The sequence below is a fragment of the Streptomyces albus subsp. albus genome (assembly GCF_000725885.1).
Taxonomy (GTDB): domain Bacteria; phylum Actinomycetota; class Actinomycetes; order Streptomycetales; family Streptomycetaceae; genus Streptomyces; species Streptomyces albus.
Genome location: NZ_JODR01000003.1, coordinates 1 through 16,139, shown reverse-complemented (window position 1 = coordinate 16,139; position 16,139 = coordinate 1). Strand labels below are relative to the sequence as shown.

At 72.9% G+C, this 16,139-nt stretch carries 12 protein-coding genes; 8 read left to right on the top strand and 4 right to left on the bottom strand.

The genetic code is table 11. The annotated features are described in order from the left end of the window. The first annotated feature begins 131 nt into the window (after positions 1-131). From IO40_RS39760 to IO40_RS0103440, 5 genes are all read left to right on the top strand, one after another. Complete coding sequence (locus IO40_RS39760) at positions 132-380, top strand: hypothetical protein (protein ID WP_030406904.1); 249 nt, start codon at positions 132-134, stop codon at positions 378-380. 182 nt (positions 381-562) lie between these two features. Continuing rightward, positions 563-3,250 carry a sensor histidine kinase gene (locus tag IO40_RS0103455; protein ID WP_031174839.1) on the top strand — a complete coding sequence of 896 codons (2,688 nt, stop codon included), beginning with the start codon at positions 563-565 and terminating at the stop codon, positions 3,248-3,250. After that, positions 3,247-3,690: a roadblock/LC7 domain-containing protein gene (locus IO40_RS0103450; RefSeq protein WP_016467554.1), complete on the top strand. Its 444-nt coding sequence runs from the start codon at positions 3,247-3,249 to the stop codon at positions 3,688-3,690. The genes IO40_RS0103455 and IO40_RS0103450 overlap by 4 nt, the downstream gene beginning before the upstream one ends. Positions 3,691-3,739: 49 nt before the next feature. Then, a complete protein-coding gene (locus IO40_RS0103445) occupies positions 3,740-4,153 on the top strand; it encodes a DUF742 domain-containing protein (protein ID WP_016467553.1) in 414 nt (137 codons plus the stop codon). Continuing rightward, complete coding sequence (locus tag IO40_RS0103440) at positions 4,134-4,751, top strand: GTP-binding protein (RefSeq protein WP_016467552.1); 618 nt, start codon at positions 4,134-4,136, stop codon at positions 4,749-4,751. Before IO40_RS0103445 ends, IO40_RS0103440 begins: the two co-directional genes overlap by 20 nt. A gap of 16 nt (positions 4,752-4,767) precedes the next feature. Here IO40_RS0103440 and glpK read toward each other — a convergent pair whose 3' ends face one another. Next, a complete protein-coding gene (glpK, locus tag IO40_RS0103435; protein ID WP_031031651.1) occupies positions 4,768-6,273 on the bottom strand; it encodes a glycerol kinase GlpK in 1,506 nt (501 codons plus the stop codon). A gap of 435 nt (positions 6,274-6,708) precedes the next feature. On the opposite strand from glpK, the gene IO40_RS0103430 reads away from it, so the two are divergent. Beyond that, the gene (locus IO40_RS0103430; protein WP_030406906.1) at positions 6,709-7,530 is read left to right on the top strand and encodes a M15 family metallopeptidase; all 822 of its coding nucleotides are present in this window, start codon (positions 6,709-6,711) and stop codon (positions 7,528-7,530) included. Positions 7,531-7,670: 140 nt separating this feature from the next. After that, positions 7,671-8,486: an SAM-dependent methyltransferase gene (locus IO40_RS0103425; protein ID WP_016467549.1), complete on the top strand. Its 816-nt coding sequence runs from the start codon at positions 7,671-7,673 to the stop codon at positions 8,484-8,486. Positions 8,487-8,528: 42 nt separating this feature from the next. Here IO40_RS0103425 and IO40_RS0103420 read toward each other — a convergent pair whose 3' ends face one another. Next, positions 8,529-10,904, bottom strand: coding sequence for a glycoside hydrolase family 31 protein (locus IO40_RS0103420; RefSeq protein ID WP_031174838.1), 2,376 nt, complete (start codon positions 10,902-10,904; stop codon positions 8,529-8,531). A gap of 235 nt (positions 10,905-11,139) precedes the next feature. Between IO40_RS0103420 and IO40_RS0103415 the strand changes: the two genes are divergently transcribed. Further along, entirely contained in the window at positions 11,140-13,158 is a 2,019-nt protein-coding gene (locus IO40_RS0103415; RefSeq protein ID WP_031174837.1) for an acetoacetate--CoA ligase, read from the top strand. A gap of 198 nt (positions 13,159-13,356) precedes the next feature. Here the strand turns inward: IO40_RS0103415 and ptsP are convergent, their stop codons facing one another. Together ptsP and IO40_RS0103405 are read right to left on the bottom strand one after the other, a co-directional pair. Further along, complete coding sequence (ptsP, locus tag IO40_RS0103410; protein ID WP_031174836.1) at positions 13,357-15,027, bottom strand: phosphoenolpyruvate--protein phosphotransferase; 1,671 nt, start codon at positions 15,025-15,027, stop codon at positions 13,357-13,359. 147 nt (positions 15,028-15,174) lie between these two features. Next, the gene (locus IO40_RS0103405) at positions 15,175-15,624 is read right to left on the bottom strand and encodes a PTS sugar transporter subunit IIA (protein ID WP_016467544.1); all 450 of its coding nucleotides are present in this window, start codon (positions 15,622-15,624) and stop codon (positions 15,175-15,177) included. Positions 15,625-16,139: the final 515 nt, after the last annotated feature.

The following is a 16,139-nucleotide window of genomic DNA, read 5'->3' as shown; positions in this document are numbered from 1 at the left end:
GCTGCCCGGCCGCCCCCGGCCCGGCCCCGTCTGCTCCCGCGCCGGGGCGGCGGTGGCCGCCCGCCGCGCGGCGCCTGGCCACGCTGCTGGGCTCCGAGACGACGCCGTACCGCTGCACCCACACCTGGCGGGTGATCCACACGTCGAGCACCGCCCAAGTGGCCACCACGGTGGAGGCGATGGTGGACAGCACCATCGGGAAGGCCAGCCACACGCCGGCCATCGAGCAGAAGAACGCCACCATGAGCTGCACGAGCGTCAGCGCGACGATGATCACGGCGCGCACCGCCGCCGTCCGTACCGGGTCCGGCAGCCGGGGTTTGGCATACATGTTGTTCACTCCCCCTTCACAGCCCCTCGATCTTCGCACGGACCCGTAAACGTGTCCTTAGCCACAAACCTCGGACATCCGTCGGGGCATCGACGGACAACTCAGGATGAGGCACTCCGATCTGCCTGGTCCAACGCTCATACATACCTACGAGTTGCCTGTGCCGCAGTAGTAAGCTCACGCCGTTTGCTGTCGGTACTTGCCCCCGCCGGGGACGACGTAGGGGAGGCCATGCGCTTTCGCGGGAAGCCCATCCGCCGGAAGATCGTGGTGCTGCTGCTGGTGCCGCTGGTCTCCCTGGTGTCCATCTGGGGCTTCGCGACCTACATCACCGCCACCGAGGCCAACAGCCTGCTCCGGCTGGACGAGATCACCCGCAAGATCGGCAATCCGGCCGAGGACACCGTCCAGGCGCTCCAGCGGGAACGCCGCGAGATCATGGTGCACGTCGCCGACCCGCACAGCGGATCCGGTGCGAGCGACCTGCGCGCCGCCCAGCGCGCCACCGACGAGAAGGTCGCCGTCGTCCGCCGCAACGCCGCCGACAGCGGCCTGCGTTCCGACCTGGAGCCCGACTCCCGCGCCCGCCTCGACGACTTCCTCCACGCGCTCGACCGGCTGGAGGCGCTGCGCTCCCGCGTCGCGAAGAACACCCTTACCCGCGGCGGCGCCTTCCAGGCCTACAACGAACTCGTGGACCCGGCCTACGCGCTGGTCGGCTCGCTGAGCGCGGTGGACGACGTCGACCTGGAGAAGCAGGGGCGCGCCCTGGTCGGCCTCAGCCTCGCCCGCGAGTACCTCTCCCGCGAGGACGCGGTGATGGCCGCGGCCTACACCGCGGGCGAGTTCACCCGCGGCGACCAGCGGGCCCTGTCCGACCGCGTGGCCGAACGCAACATCACCTACCAGACCAGCCTGCCCTCACTGCCGGCCGAGGACCGGCAGCTCTTCGAGAACTACTGGAACGGCACCAGCGGCCGGACGCTGCGCGGCAACGAGGACGCCGTCATCGCCGCCGGCCCGCGCACCACCGACGGTCCTGTCACCGAGGCGCGCTGGAAGTCGGGCATGACCGCGGTGATGGACGACCTCAAGCAGATGGGCGAGGATGCCCGCGCCCGCTACCAGGGCCGGGTCGACCCGGTCGCCACCCGCGTGCTCGTCCAGGCCGCCGCAGCCGGGGTGCTCGGCTTCCTCGCGGTGCTGGCCTCCCTCGTCATCTCCATCAGGGTCGGCCGCAGTCACGTGCGCGACCTGCGCGGCCTGCGCAAGGAGGCCAACGAGGCGGCGGGCGTCCGGCTGCCCAGCGTGATGCGCCGGCTGGCCGCCGGCGACCAGGTGGACGTGGAGGCCGAGGCGCCCCGCATGGAGTACCCCGACGACGAGATGGGGCAGGTCGGCCAGGCCCTCAACACCCTCCAGCGGGCCGCGGTCGAAGCCGCCGTCAAACAGGCCGACGTGCGGCGCGGCGTCTCCGAGGTGTTCGTCAACCTCGCCCGCCGCAACCAGGTGCTGCTGCACCGTCAGCTCACCCTCCTCGACGCGATGGAGCGCCGCACCGAGGACGCCGACGAACTCGCCGACCTGTTCAAACTGGACCACCTCACCACCCGTATGCGCCGCCACGCGGAGGGCCTGGTCATCCTCTCCGGTGCCGCGCCCTCCCGGCAGTGGCGCAAGCCGGTGCAGCTCATGGACGTGGTGCGGGCCGCCGTCGCGGAGGTCGAGGACTACGAGCGGATCGAGGTGCGCAGGCTGCCGCGGCTGGCCGTGGACGGCAGCGCCGTCGCCGACCTGACGCACCTGATCGCCGAACTGCTGGAGAACGCCACCGTCTTCTCGCCGCCGCACACGGCCGTGCAGGTGCTGGGGGAGCGGGTCGCCAACGGCTTCACCCTGGAGATCCACGACCGGGGCCTGGGCATGACCCCCGAGGCGATGCTCGACGCCAACCTGCGGCTGGCCGAGACCCCCGAGTTCGAGCTGTCGGACACCGACCGGCTCGGTCTGTTCGTCGTCTCCCGGCTGGCCCAGCGCCAGGGTGTCCGGGTCTCCCTCCAGCCCTCGCCCTACGGCGGCACCACCGCCGTCGTCCTCATCCCCGGCAGCGTCCTGACCGAGACGGCCGACCGGGACGATGAGTCGCGCACCACGGGCACCCACGCCAGGCCCCTCGACGGCCCCGTGGAGCTGGAGGCCCCCGTGGACGCCGTCCCGGACGGCCGGGCGCCGCGGGAGAGGGCCACGCGCGGACGGGACCGCACCACCGCGCCCGCCCCCGTGGCCCCAACGGGGGAGCCGCACCAGCAGACGCCGGACGAGGCCGCCGAACAGGGGGCGGGCACCCGGGGCCGGGGCGACGGCGGTCCGGGACCGCTGCCGCGCAGGCGCCCCGGCGCCCCGGTGCTGGTCTCCGACCACGGCCGTACCCTCGACCCGGACCGTGACACCGGCCGCGAGCGCGAGACGGCCTCGGGACGCGGGGCAGCGGGCGGGCCCGCTCCGCTGCCCCGGCGCAAGAAGCCCCAGGCGATCCCCGGCCAGGGACCGGAGCAGGGTGCGCGGCACGACGGCACCGGGGGGCAGCCACCGGCAGACGGTGCCGGCGGACGGGCGGGCCGGGAGTCGGCGGGGGAGCCGGGCACCGGGCGTCCGGGCGGTCTGCCGCGCCGGGTGCGTCAGGCCTCTCTGGCGCCGCAGTTGCGGGCCGACAGCCCGACGGCCGAGACCGGGCCGGTTGCCGGGCGGCAGGGCAGCGAGAATTCCAGCACGCCGGACGCCGAACGCGACGCCGACGAAGTGCGCAGCAAGATGGCTTCCCTCCAGCGCGGCTGGGAACGCGGCAGGCGCGAGAGCGAACAGCCGCACGACGCGGGGGAGTCAGCACCAGGAACGACACCGGGAGGGGACGGTCGATGACCGCACCGAACGCCGCATCGCACAACGCTGGGGGCGGCGAACTCAACTGGCTTCTCGACGAGCTCGTCGAGCGCGTCGGCAGCATCCGCAAGGCGCTCGTACTGTCCGGAGACGGCCTCGCCAGGGGCGCGTCGGCGGACCTCACCAGGGAGGACAGCGAGCACCTGGCGGCTGTCGCCTCCGGGTTCCACAGCCTCGCCAAGGGCGTGGGCCGGCACTTCGGCGCCGGCGGCGTGCGGCAGACTGTGGTCGAACTGGAAGACGCCTTCCTGTTCGTGACGGCGGCCGGCGACGGAAGCTGCCTGGCGGTCCTCTCGGACGCCGACTCCGATGTCGGCCTGGTCGCCTACGAGATGACGCTGCTGGTCAAACGCGTCGGCGCCCACCTGGGCACGGCACCGCGCACGGCTCCGGCCGGCGACACCGCGCAGGCGGGCTGACAGCACGACGGGGGACACGGTACGAGGGAGTGAGGGGACGGGGCTGGCCATGACGGACCACTGGTTCGACGACGCGGCGGGACCCGTGGTGCGGCCGTACGCGATGACGCGGGGCCGCACCCGCAGCAGCGCCCCCCCGGAACAACTGGACCTCATCGCCCTCGTCATCGCCGACGAGCCGCAGGAGGCCGGTCCGGGGGCCGCGGACGGCATCGAGGAGGAACTCCTCCCCGATCACTCCCTGGTCCCCGAACACCTCGACATCGTCCGGCTCTGCCGCCGCTCGACCCTCTCGGTCGCCGAGCTGGCGGCGGAACTCGACCTCCCCGTGGGGGTCGTCCGTGTGCTGATAGGCGACCTGCTGGAAGCCGAACTGGTACGCGTCACCCGTCCCGTTCCTCCGGCCGAACTGCCGGACGAGAGCATCCTCAGAGAGGTGATCAATGGTCTTCGGGCGCTCTAAGCGGGGCGGCAACAAGACCCCGGCCGAGCCGGTCACGCTCAAGATACTGGTGGCCGGCGGCTTCGGCGTCGGCAAGACGACCCTCGTCGGTGCGGTCAGCGAGATCAAGCCGCTGCGCACCGAGGAGGCGCTGACCGAGGCCGGCCGGCCCTTCGACGACACGCACGGCGTGGAGGCCAAGAGCACCACGACGGTCGCCATGGACTTCGGCCGCATCACCATCCACGACGAACTCGTGCTGTACCTGTTCGGCACCCCGGGCCAGGACCGCTTCTGGTTCCTGTGGGACGAGCTGGCCACCGGCGCGCTCGGCGCCGTGGTGCTCGCCGACACCCGGCGGCTGGAGGACAGCTTCGCGGCCATCGACTACTTCGAACGCCGCTCCATCCCCTTCACCGTGGCCGTCAACCGCTTCGACGGAGCCGAACGCTATCCGGCCGACACCGTGCGCGAAGCTCTCGATCTGGACAGCGCGATACCGGTCCTTGAGTGCGACGCCCGCCTCCGCGAGTCGGCCCGCGACGTGCTGGTCTCCGTGGTGGAGCACGCCATGCGGTCCGCGACCCTGCGCGCGGGGCGGGCGCCGGCCGAGGCGTGAGAGCGCCGGCCCGGCCTCAGTCCGTCCGCTCCCAGCCGAAGCTGCGCTCGACGGCCTTGTGCCAGTTGGCGTACTCCCTCGCCCGTTCCTGCTCGTCCATGCGCGGCGTCCACTCGGCGTCCTGCCGCCAGTGCGCGCGCAGTTCGTCCAGTGACGACCACACCCCGGTGGCCAGCCCCGCGGCGTAGGCGGCGCCCAGACAGGTGGTCTCCGCGACGACCGGGCGGATCACCGGTACCCCGAGCACATCGGCCTGGTGCTGCATCAGCAGCCCGTTGGCCGTCATACCGCCGTCCACCTTCAACGTGGTGATCTCCACGCCGCTGTCCTGGTACATGGCGTCGACGACCTCGCGGGTCTGCCAGCTCGTCGCCTCCAGCACCGCGCGGGCCAGGTGCGCCTTGGTGACGTACCGGGTCAGGCCGGTGACGACGCCGCGCGCGTCCGAGCGCCAGTAGGGGGCGAACAGCCCGGAGAAGGCCGGGACGATGTAGGCGCCGCCGTTGTCCTCCACACTGGCGGCCAGCGCCTCGATCTCGGCGGCGTTGTCGATGATGCCCAGCTGGTCCCGGAACCACTGCACCAGTGCCCCGGTGATGGCGATGGAGCCCTCCAGGCAGTAGACGGGCGGCTCGTCGCCCAGCCGGTAGCCCATCGTGGTCAGCAGTCCGTTCTTGCTGGGCACGGGCCGGTTACCGGTGTTGAGCAGCAGGAAGGAACCGGTGCCGTAGGTGTTCTTCGCCTCGCCGACGCCGTAGCAGGTCTGGCCGAAGACCGCCGCCTGCTGGTCGCCGAGCGCCGAGGCCACCGGCACCCCCGCGAGCTGTCCCACGGCCGTGCCGTACACCTCGGAGGACGATCTGATCTCCGGCAGTACGGCAGCGGGCACTCTCATCGCGTCCAGCACCGACTGGTCCCACTCCAGGGACTCCAGGTTCATCAGCATGGTGCGGGAGGCGTTGGTGACGTCGGTGACGTGCCGGCCGCCGTCGGTGCCGCCGGTCAGGTTCCAGATCAGCCACGAGTCGATGGTGCCGAACGCGATCTCGCCGTTCTCCGCGCGCCGTCGCAGCCCCGGCACGTTGTCCAGCAGCCACGCCACCTTCGGGCCCGCGAAATAGCTGGCCAGCGGCAGCCCCGTACGGTCGCGGAAGCGGTCCTGGCCGTCGTCGCCGCCCAGCTCGGTGCAGAGCGCGGAGGTGCGGGTGTCCTGCCACACGATCGCGTTGTGCACCGGCTCCCCCGTCGCCCGGTCCCACAGCAGCGTCGTCTCGCGCTGGTTGGTGATGCCGATGGCGCTCAGCTGGTCGGGCCGCAGCCCCGCCCGCTCCAGCGCCCCCGCCACCACCGAGCACACCTTCGTCCACAGCTCCGTCGCGTCGTGCTCCACCCAGCCGGGTTTGGGGAAGATCTGCCGGTGCTCCAACTGGTCGACGGAGACGATCCCGCCCCGCTGGTCGAAGACGATGCAACGGCTGGAGGTGGTGCCCTGGTCGATGGCTGCGACGTATCTGTCCGTCATGTGACGACCCCTCGATAGGTGCTTCGGACGTCGGAAAACAGCATGCGGCCTCGCCCGGCGGCGCGCCGCAGCCCCGCCGACCGGCACCCCGCCTCCCCGCCGATCGGCGGTCCCCGGGGGTGTGACGGCGGTCTCCGCGACGAGCGTGACGGCAGTGTTCAGCCGCCGTGGGAGGTCGTCAAGAAGGACGGCGAACGTCCGTCCAGGAGGCTGTTGTGCGACATGATCGTCGCGACTGTCACGGGCACGTCACCAGATCCTCACGTGCACGTACGTCTCATCGATCACGTGAACCGACCCCGGGGGACCCGCGTCCACACTGGACAAGAACGGTGGCACGGGGCCGACGGGGGTGGTCCCGAGCCACCGTTCTGCTTTTCCTCTCCCCTCCCGCACGTTCCCCGGCCCGGCGGTTCCCTGATAGAGGAGAGAGCCATGAGACGTCTGCGCACCGCGGCAGCCGCCGCCCTCCTCGCCACCGCCCTCGTCACCCTCACGGCGGGCCCGGCCCCGGCCGCGGCCCACCCACCGCACCGCCCCGCACCGAAGGCGCCCGCGGAGTTCGTCGCCCTCCAGGACGTGGCCCCCACCATCCGGCAGGAAATCCGCTACCACACCCCGCACAACTTCGTCGGCGAACCGATCGACGGCTACCGAGAACCGCTGTGCATCGTCACCGAGGACACCGCCGAAGCGCTCGCCAAGGCCCAGCGCTCCCTCCTCAAGCGCGGCTACACACTCAAGGTCTACGACTGCTACCGGCCGCAGCGCGCCGTCGACCACTTCGTCCGCTGGGCCGAGGACCTCGACGACCAGAAGATGAAGGCCGAGTTCTACCCGCGCGTCGAGAAGAACCGGCTCTTCGCCGACGGCTACATCGCCGAGAAGTCCGGGCACAGCCGGGGCAGCACCGTGGACCTCACCCTGGTGAAGCTCCCCGCCGCACCCACCCGCCCCTATGTGCCGGGCGAACCCCTGAAGCCGTGCTACGCACCCAAGGACCAGCGGTTCCCGGACAACTCCGTGGACACCGGCACCGGGTTCGACTGCTTCGACACCCTCGCCCACACCGACGACCCGCGCGTCACCGGCACCCAGCGCGCCAACCGGCAGCTCCTCAAGACCACCCTGGAGCGCCAGGGCTTCACCAACCTCCCCGAGGAGTGGTGGCACTTCACCCACAAGCCGGAGACGTTCCCCGACACCTACTTCGACTTCCCCGTCTCGCGCCGCTCGCTGGCCCCGCACCACCACTGAGACGCCACGCCCGCGACACCCGCCCGGGACCCGCCGCCTGCCGCCCGCACGGCACGCGGCGGGTCCCCGCGGCCGGGCCTTTGACGGTACGTTGAGCCGCACCCGGACACCGAGCCGGCCGGCACACCAGGGAGACAGCCATGACGAACCGCACGGCCGGGGCGCAGCAGCCTCCGACGCGCATCGACACCTCCGTCCCGCACTCGGCCCGCATCTGGAACTACCTGCTGGGCGGCAAGGACCACTACGCCGTGGACCGCACCGCCGGTGACCGCGTCTGCGAGATCTTCCCCGGCATGGTCGACATCACCCGCCACTCCCGCGCCTTCACCGGCCGCGTCGTACGGCACCTGGCGGGCGAGGCGGGCATCCGGCAGTTCCTCGACATAGGCACCGGACTGCCCACCGTCGACAACACCCACGAGATCGCCCAACGGGTCGCCCCCGACAGCCGCATCGTCTACGTCGACAACGACCCCCTCGTCCTCGCCCACGCCCAGGCGCTGCTCACCAGCACCCGCGAGGGCGCCACCAGCTATCTGCACGCCGACGTGCGCGACCCCGCCACCATCCTGGAGGCCGCCTCCGAGACCCTGGACCTCGACCGGCCCGTCGGTCTGATGCTCATGGGCATCCTCGGCCTGGTCAGCGACTACGACGAGGCCCGCGCCGTCACCGCGGAACTGCTGGCCGCCCTCCCGCCCGGCAGCTACCTCGGCTACAACGACGGCAGCGACACCGACCCGGCCTACGTAGCGGCCATCAGCCGCTTCAACAGCGGCAGCGGCGCCGTGCCCTACACCCCGCGCAGCCCGCGGCTGATGGCGGGCTTCTTCGAGGGCCTGGAACTGCTGGAGCCGGGCATCGTCTCCTGCCCGCACTGGCGCCCCGAGGCGCTGCCCTTCGGCCGGCCGCCCGAGGTCGCCGTGTACGGCGGAGTCGGCCGCAAGGTGTGACCCCGCCGGGCGGCCCGCCGTCCGGCACGCCGGGGCGCGCGCCTACCGCACCCGTACCGGGTACCCCACCGCGCCACCCCCCTCCCGCTCCACCACCACGGCACTGCCGCGCGCGCCCCGCACCGTGAACCGCTCGGCCTCCGGCCGCCCGTAGCCCTCACCCGGGTCGGGGATCAGCAGTCCGCCGCCCGTACGCCCCGGCACGGGCGGCCACACCTCCAGTGCCGTACCCCCGTCCGGATCGCGCACCGGGACGACGGCGCCCGCCCGGGCCAGCACCGGCACCCGGTCCAGCGGCGCCGCCACCCGCACCGTCGCCGGCCCGTCGAAGCGGCGGCCGGTCGCGGTGTCGTACCAGCCGCCCGCGGGCAGCCGCACCTGCCGTGCCCGCGCCCCCGGCTCCAGCACCGGCGCCACCAGCAGCGCGTCCCCCAGCAGGAAGGCGTCCTCGCAGTCCCGCAGCCGCCGGTCCCGCGGATGCTGCCACCACAACGGCCGCACGTAGGGCGCTCCCGTACGGTGGGCGAGCTGAGCCAGCGTCATCAGATAGGGCGCCAGCCTCTCCCGCTCGGCCAGCGCGGCCCGCACCCGCTCCAGCACCCGGCCGTCACCCTCCCACGGCAGCCGGCCGCTCCCGCCTGCCGACCGCGTACGGAACAGCGGCAGGTACGCGCCCAGCTGCACCGCGCGCACATACAGCTCCGCGGAATCCGGCACCGTCCCGGCCGCCATGTCGGGCCCCGCGTACGGCACGCCGCACAGCCCGAGGCCCAGCACCAGCGACAGCGCCGCCCGCAGCCCCTCCCACCCGGGCGGCACCGCACCCGGGAGGGCACCGCCGTACCGCTGCATGCCCGCCCAGCCCGCCTGGGAGAGCACCAGGGGCCGGTGTCCGGGCCGCAGCTCCAGCAGTCCCGCGTAGCCGGCCTTCGCCATGGCCAGCGCGTACACGTTGTGGGCCTCCCGGTGGTCGCCGCCCCGGCCCTCCAGTGCGTGCCGGGCCGAACGCGGCAGCGTCCGCTCGCCGAAGGCGCACAGCGACAGCGGCTCGTTCCCGGTGTGCCACACCCCCGCGGCCTGTTGCCCGAGCCGCTCCGCGTACAGCGTCCCCCACCACTTGCGCACCGTCCGGTCCGTGAAGTCCGGGAAGACCACCTCCCCCCGGCTCGTCGCCCCCAGCACCGTGCGGCCCCGCGCGTCGCGGACGAACGCGCCGGCCGCGTGCCCCCCGTCGTGGACCGGGCAGCCCGTCACCGGCCGCACCCCCGGCCCGACCTCCCGCACCAGCCGCACCTCGTCCACCGCCCGGCCCGGCGGGGGAGTGGCCGTCCCGGCCGCCGCACCCCGCATGGGCCCCCGCTGCGGCATGCCCGCCAGATGCACGGCGCGCAACGGCAGACCGTGCGCACGGAAACCCTCCACCAGCTCCCGCACCTGCGGCTCCGCCGCACCGTCGCCGTCCAGCAGGTGCTGCGGGCCCAGCGCCCACCGCGGCGGCACCGCCGGCGCGCCCGTCAGCGCCGCCCACCCGTGCAGCACCCGGAACGGCGCACCCGCCACCACCCAGTAGCGCAGCGGCCCGCCCGTCATCCGCACCTCGCACCGGGCCGGCCGGTCGTGCCCCGAACCGTGGCCCTCCGCGCCCTCCCGTACGGCCACCACGCCGTCCCAGGAGTTGTCGTGGAAGACCAGCAGCGCGCCCGCGTCCGCCACGCTCAGCAGCACCGGCATGGTGACCGACGCGTCCCCGTGGGTGCTCCCGGAACCCGGCGCACCGTTCCACAGCCGGTAGGCGCCGCCGCGCAGCAACGGCCCTTCCGTTCTGCCGCCCAGCCCGAAGAAGCGGGCGTCCGGCGGCAGTTGTGACCGCTGCATCCACCGCGGCCCGGCCGTCGCCACCGCCCCGTCGCCGCCGCGGGCCGGCTGCGTCTCCCCTGTGGCGTGCCCGGCGTTGCCGTGACTCTCCCACCACCGGGGCGGGCTGTCCCGCCGCAGCAGCGCCCCACCGGGCGTCCGCAGCTCCACCGCGCCGTGCCGGGAGACCGTCACCAGCACCCGCTCCGACACCAGCCGCCAGCCGCCGTCCTTGTCCGGTTCCAGCCGGGCCCGTTCGTCCGGCGCGGGACAGGCCCCGGCCAGCGCGTACGACGGCTCGGGCCCGGCCCCGTCCCAGCCCAGGAACACCGCACCCGTCACCGTCACCCGCAGCGAGAGCACCGACCGCTCGAACCGCACCGTCCCGCCGCCCGGACCCGGCTCCGCCCCCGCCGCCTCACCCGGCGTCCGCGCCCGCTCCGCCCGCTGCGGGGGCAGTCCCACCGCGTCCGCCCGCCGTCTGCGCCACGCCGCCCGCAACCCCCGCATCCCCAAGCCCGTACCACCCACCGTCACCGACCGCACCCGGTCACGCGCGTCCATGCTGCTCAGCCTGCCACCGACAACGCCCCACGTCAGCGGCGTTCAACGGCCGTTCACCCGCTGGTCACCATGGCCTACGCACATTCCGCACAGCCGCGCTGTGTGACACCCGCCCTGGCACAAACAAGTGATCACATGGCATCGTCCGGCCCGGAGAACGCGACGGCGCGAGCACCACGCGAGCACGGCGCGGGACCGACGCAAGACGACGGGACGAAGACGTCTAGGAGCCGCCATGACCGCAGCGCACAGCGACAGCACCTCGCACCCCTCCGGGCCCGAGGCACTCTGGCGGCCCGACCCCGAGCGCATCCCCGCCACGCGGCTCGTCCGCTTTCAGGACTGGGCCGCCCGCCGCCACGGCGCACCCGCGCCCGACCCCGACGACCCCGTCGCCTCCTACGCGGCCCTCCACCGGTGGTCCACCGAACACCTGGCCACCTTCTGGGGCGCCTTCGCCGAATGGTCCGGCGTCCGCTTCAGCACCCCCTACGAGACCGTCCTCGCCGACGCGCGCATGCCCGGCGCCCGCTGGTTCCCCGGCGCCACCCTCAACTACGCCGAGCACGCGCTGCGCCCGGCCGAGGACGCGGCCCGCGCTGCCGAACCCGCCCTGCTGCACGTCGACGAGAGTCACGAACCCACCCCCGTCAGCTGGGCCGAACTGCGCTCCCAGGTGGCGTCACTCGCGCACGAACTGCGCCGCTTCGGCGTCCGCCCCGGCGACCGCGTCAGCGGCTACCTTCCCAACATCCCGCAGGCCGCCGTCGCCCTCCTGGCCACCGCCGCCGTCGGCGGAGTGTGGACCTCCTGCGCCCCCGACTTCGGCGCCCGCAGCGTCCTCGACCGCTTCCAGCAGGTCGAACCCGTCGTCCTGTTCACCGTCGACGGCTACCGCTACGGCGGCAAGGAACACGACCGCACCGAGACCGTCGCCCAACTGCGCGCCGAACTGCCCACCCTCCGCGCCGTCGTCCACGTCCCCCTGCTCGGCACCCCCGCACCAGAGGGCGCACTGGAATGGGCCGACCTGACCACCACCGGCGCCGAACCCGTCTACGAACAGGTCCCCTTCGACCACCCCCTGTGGGTCCTGTACTCCTCCGGCACCACCGGGCTGCCCAAGGCCATCGTCCAGTCCCAGGGCGGCATCCTGGTCGAGCACCTCAAACAGCTCACCCTGCACAACGACATGGGCCCGGGCGACCGGTTCTTCTGGTTCACCTCCACCGGCTGGATGATGTGGAACCTGCTCGTCTCCGGACTGCTCACCGGCGCCACCGTCGTCACCTACGACGGCAGCCCCGGCTACCCCGACACCGCCGCCCAGTGGCGCGTCGTCGAACGCACCGGCACCACCGTCTACGGCACCTCCGCCGCCTACATCATGGCCTGCCGCAAGGCCGGCGTCCGCCCCGGCCACGACTTCGACCTCTCCCGGGTCACCTGCGTGGCCACCACCGGCTCGCCGCTGCCCCCCGACGGATTCCGCTGGATCCACGACGAGGTGTCCCCCGACATGTGGATCGCCTCGGTCAGCGGCGGCACCGACGTGTGCAGCTGCTTCGCCGGCGCCGTCCCCACCCTCCCCGTGTACACCGGGGAACTCCAGGCCCCGTCCCTCGCCGTGGACCTCGCCGCCTGGGACCCGCACGGCGCACCGCTGGTGGACGAGGTCGGTGAACTCGTCGTCACCCAGCCCATGCCCTCCATGCCCGTCCGCTTCTGGAACGACCCCGACGGCTCCCGCTACCACGACAGCTACTTCGACATGTACCCCGGCGTCTGGCGGCACGGCGACTGGATCACCCTCACCGGCCGGAACAGCGTCGTCATCCACGGCCGCTCCGACTCCACCCTCAACCGCCAGGGCGTCCGCATGGGCTCCGCCGACATCTACGAGGCCGTCGAACGGCTCCCCGAGATCCGCGAATCCCTCGTCATCGGCGTCGAGCAGCCGGACGGCGGCTACTGGATGCCGCTCTTCGTCCACCTCGCCGACGGCGCCGTGCTCGACGACGCGCTCCGCGACCGGGTCAAACAGGCCCTCCGCCGGGACCTGTCGCCCCGCCACGTCCCCGACGAGATCATCGAGGTCCCCGCCATCCCCCACACCCTCACCGGCAAGCGGCTCGAAGTCCCCGTCAAACGTCTCCTCCAGGGCACCGCGATGGAGAAGGCCGTCAACCCCGGCTCCGTCGACAACGCCGCGCTCCTCGACTTCTACGCGGACCTCGGCCGCGACCGCGCCTGAAGCCGCGCTCGCCCGAAGCCGGCAGCGCCTGGTACCCGGCCCGGCCGAAGCCGGTATCCCCGCACAGCGGAGGGGCCGCCCCGCACTCACGGGACGGCCCCTCTTTTGCTCTTCCGCTTCTTCCGCTCTTCCGCGTGTCCGCCGCGTACTACTCGCGTACGGCCCACTCCCGCACGGCCACGCGGTCGCCCGCCCGGGTCACTCCCCGGACAGCACCGCCTGCGCCGCGGCCCGCGCGTCCGGACCGCTGTCCGCGGCCCGCGCCGCGGCAGCCGCCCGCTCGCACTGCGCCAGCGTGTGCTTGGCCAGCTGCGCCCGCACGAACGGGATCGCCGAGGCACCCATCGACAGGCTCGTCACACCCAGACCCGTCAGCACACAGGCCAGCAGCGGGTCCGACGCCGCCTCACCGCACACACCGCAGCTCTTGCCCTCGGCCCCGGCCGCCTCGGCCGCCGTCGCCACCAGATCCAGCAGCGCCGGCTGCCACGGGTCCTGGAGCCGCGAGACGGCACCCACCTGACGGTCGGCCGCGAACGTGTACTGCGCCAGGTCGTTGGTGCCCAGCGACAGGAACTCCACCTCCTGGAGCACCGAACGCGCCCGCAGCGCCGCCGACGGAATCTCGACCATCGCACCGAACTTGGCGTTCAGCCCCGCCTCGCGGCAGGCGTCGGCGAACGCCCGCGCGTCCGCGCGGTCCGCCACCATCGGCGCCATGACCTCCAGATAGACCGGCAGCCCCTCCGCGGCCTTCGCCAGCGCCCGCAGCTGCCCCTGCAACACCTCGGGGTGGTCCAGCAGCGTCCGCAGACCCCGTACGCCCAGCGCCGGGTTCGGCTCGTCGGCCGGCGTGAGGAAGCTCAGCGGCTTGTCCGCCCCGGCGTCCAGCACCCGCACCACGACGCGCCCCTCGGGGAACGCCTCCAGCACCTGCCGGTACGCCTCGACCTGCTTGTCCTCGGAGGGCGCCCGCTCGCTGTCGTCGAGGAAGAGGAACTCCGTACGGAACAGGCCCACGCCCTCGGCACCCGCCTCGACGGCCGCCGGCACGTCGCCCGGGCCGCCCACGTTCGCCAGCAGCGGCACCTTGTGCCCGTCCGAGGTCGCACCCGGGCCCTTGGCACCCTCGACCGCGGCTTTCCGCTCGGCCGCCGCCCGGGACAGCTCCTCCCGCTCCGCGCCGGTCGGGTTCACCATCACCTCACCGGTGCTGCCGTCCACCGCGACCACGGTGCCCTCGGCGAGCTCACCCGCCCCCGGCAGCGCCACCACGGCCGGCACCCCCAGCGCCCGCGCCAGAATCGCGCTGTGACTGGTGGGGCCGCCCTCCTCGGTCACGAAACCGAGCACCAGAGCGGGGTCCAGCAGCGCGGTGTCCGCCGGTGCCAGATCCCGCGCGATCAGCACGTACGGCCGGTCGCTGTCCGGCACGCCCGGCATCGGCACACCCAGCAGCCGCGCGACGATGCGGTTGCGCACGTCGTCCAGGTCGGCCACCCGGCCCGCCAGGTAGTCGCCCGCCTGCGCCAGCAGCGCCCGGTAGGCGGCGAACGCGTCGTAGACCGCACGCTCGGCCGTACTGCCCACGGCGATCCGCCGCTCGACGTCGGCCGCCAGCTCCGGGTCCTGCGCCATCATGGCCTGGGCCTCCAGCACGGCCTGCGCCTCGCCGCCCGCCAGATTGCCCCGCGCGACCAGATCGGCGGCCACCGCCTCCACGGCCTGCCGCGCCCGCTGCTGCTCGCGCGGCGCCTCCTCGGCGGCGATCTGCTTGGCCGGCGGCTCCAGTACGGCCGTGCCCATGTGCCGCGCCTCGCCGATCGCCACGCCGTGGCTCACACCCACGCCTCGAAGCGTTGTGTCCATTTCACCCGTCTCCGGTCGGCGGCGGCACCGGGCCACCGCGGTCGTACTCCGCCCGGCCCGGAACTGCGGAAGAAGCGGACTCCCGGCGACACGCGAGGTGACACATGTGACGTGGGCAGGGAGCGGGCCGGACCTGTGTGCCGGCTGTCAGCTCCAGCCGAAGAGCGTCTGCCCGCGCTCCACGTCGCCGTCCTCCACCAGATCGCCGAGCGCCTCGGCGGTGGCCTCCAGCGCGATCACCGGGGAGATGGGGGACTTGCCCTTCTCCTCGACGGCGGCCGGGTCCCAGCGAACCATGGGCTGCCCGCGCTTGACGGTGTCGCCCTTGGCGGCCAGCAGCTCGAAGCCCTCGCCGTTCAGCTGCACGGTGTCGATGCCCAGATGCGTGAGCACGCCGTGTCCCTCGGAGTCCACGACGACGAACGCGTGCGGATGCAGCGAGACCACCACGCCGTCCACGGGCGCGACCGCCTCGGTGCGCTCACGTACGGGGTCGATGGCGGTGCCGGGGCCCACCATCGCCCCGGAGAACACCGGATCCGGCACGGCGGCCAGGCCGACAGCACGCCCGGTCAACGGGGACGACACGGTGGTCATGGGAGGCCTCCAAAGGGCGGAGTTTCGATCAGCCACCGTCGCTACCTGTTCAGGACGGCGCACCGTTCAGAAGCGTAAGTCATAAGAACAACTGATTCCGCACGTGTGCCCGGACGCGCGCCGTTGATGGTGGATCACGCTCCGCGACGCACGGAGGCGCAGCTCTGATCGATCAGGGTCGGTTCTGATCGTTTCCGAAGGGTGCAGAACCGATTTGCCTCTCTCCTGGCGCCCGCTGTACTGTCGTAGACCTGCCCGGCACCGAGAGTGCGGGCGGCAATCCCAAGATCCATGGAAAGCGGTCCTCGGACCGCGATCTTTCGCGCTTCGGCGCGGACCGGATTTCGGACCACCGAAAATACGGTGGTAGGCTTGGGAAGAACCGAAAGGGCAAACGTCCGGAGAGACCGGTGAAGCGGTTTCGAAGGAAGCGTCCGTTCCTTGAGAACTCAACAGCGTGCCAAAAGTCAACGCCAGATATGTTGATACCCCGTCTCCGGCGGTTGCCGGGGCAG

What these genes read in the sequence shown, in the direction of transcription:
- ptsP (WP_031174836.1), bottom strand. Translation starts at nt 15,027, where the DNA reads ATGGACACAACGCTTCGAGGCGTGGGTGTGAGCCACGGCGTGGCGATC.
- IO40_RS0103420 (WP_031174838.1), bottom strand. Translation starts at nt 10,904, where the DNA reads ATGGACGCGCGTGACCGGGTGCGGTCGGTGACGGTGGGTGGTACGGGC.
- IO40_RS0103405 (WP_016467544.1), bottom strand. Translation starts at nt 15,624, where the DNA reads ATGACCACCGTGTCGTCCCCGTTGACCGGGCGTGCTGTCGGCCTGGCC.
- IO40_RS0103415 (WP_031174837.1), top strand. Translation starts at nt 11,140, where the DNA reads ATGACCGCAGCGCACAGCGACAGCACCTCGCACCCCTCCGGGCCCGAG.
- IO40_RS0103450 (WP_016467554.1), top strand. Translation starts at nt 3,247, where the DNA reads ATGACCGCACCGAACGCCGCATCGCACAACGCTGGGGGCGGCGAACTC.
- IO40_RS0103445 (WP_016467553.1), top strand. Translation starts at nt 3,740, where the DNA reads ATGACGGACCACTGGTTCGACGACGCGGCGGGACCCGTGGTGCGGCCG.
- IO40_RS0103440 (WP_016467552.1), top strand. Translation starts at nt 4,134, where the DNA reads ATGGTCTTCGGGCGCTCTAAGCGGGGCGGCAACAAGACCCCGGCCGAG.
- IO40_RS0103425 (WP_016467549.1), top strand. Translation starts at nt 7,671, where the DNA reads ATGACGAACCGCACGGCCGGGGCGCAGCAGCCTCCGACGCGCATCGAC.
- IO40_RS0103455 (WP_031174839.1), top strand. Translation starts at nt 563, where the DNA reads ATGCGCTTTCGCGGGAAGCCCATCCGCCGGAAGATCGTGGTGCTGCTG.
- glpK (WP_031031651.1), bottom strand. Translation starts at nt 6,273, where the DNA reads ATGACGGACAGATACGTCGCAGCCATCGACCAGGGCACCACCTCCAGC.
- IO40_RS0103430 (WP_030406906.1), top strand. Translation starts at nt 6,709, where the DNA reads ATGAGACGTCTGCGCACCGCGGCAGCCGCCGCCCTCCTCGCCACCGCC.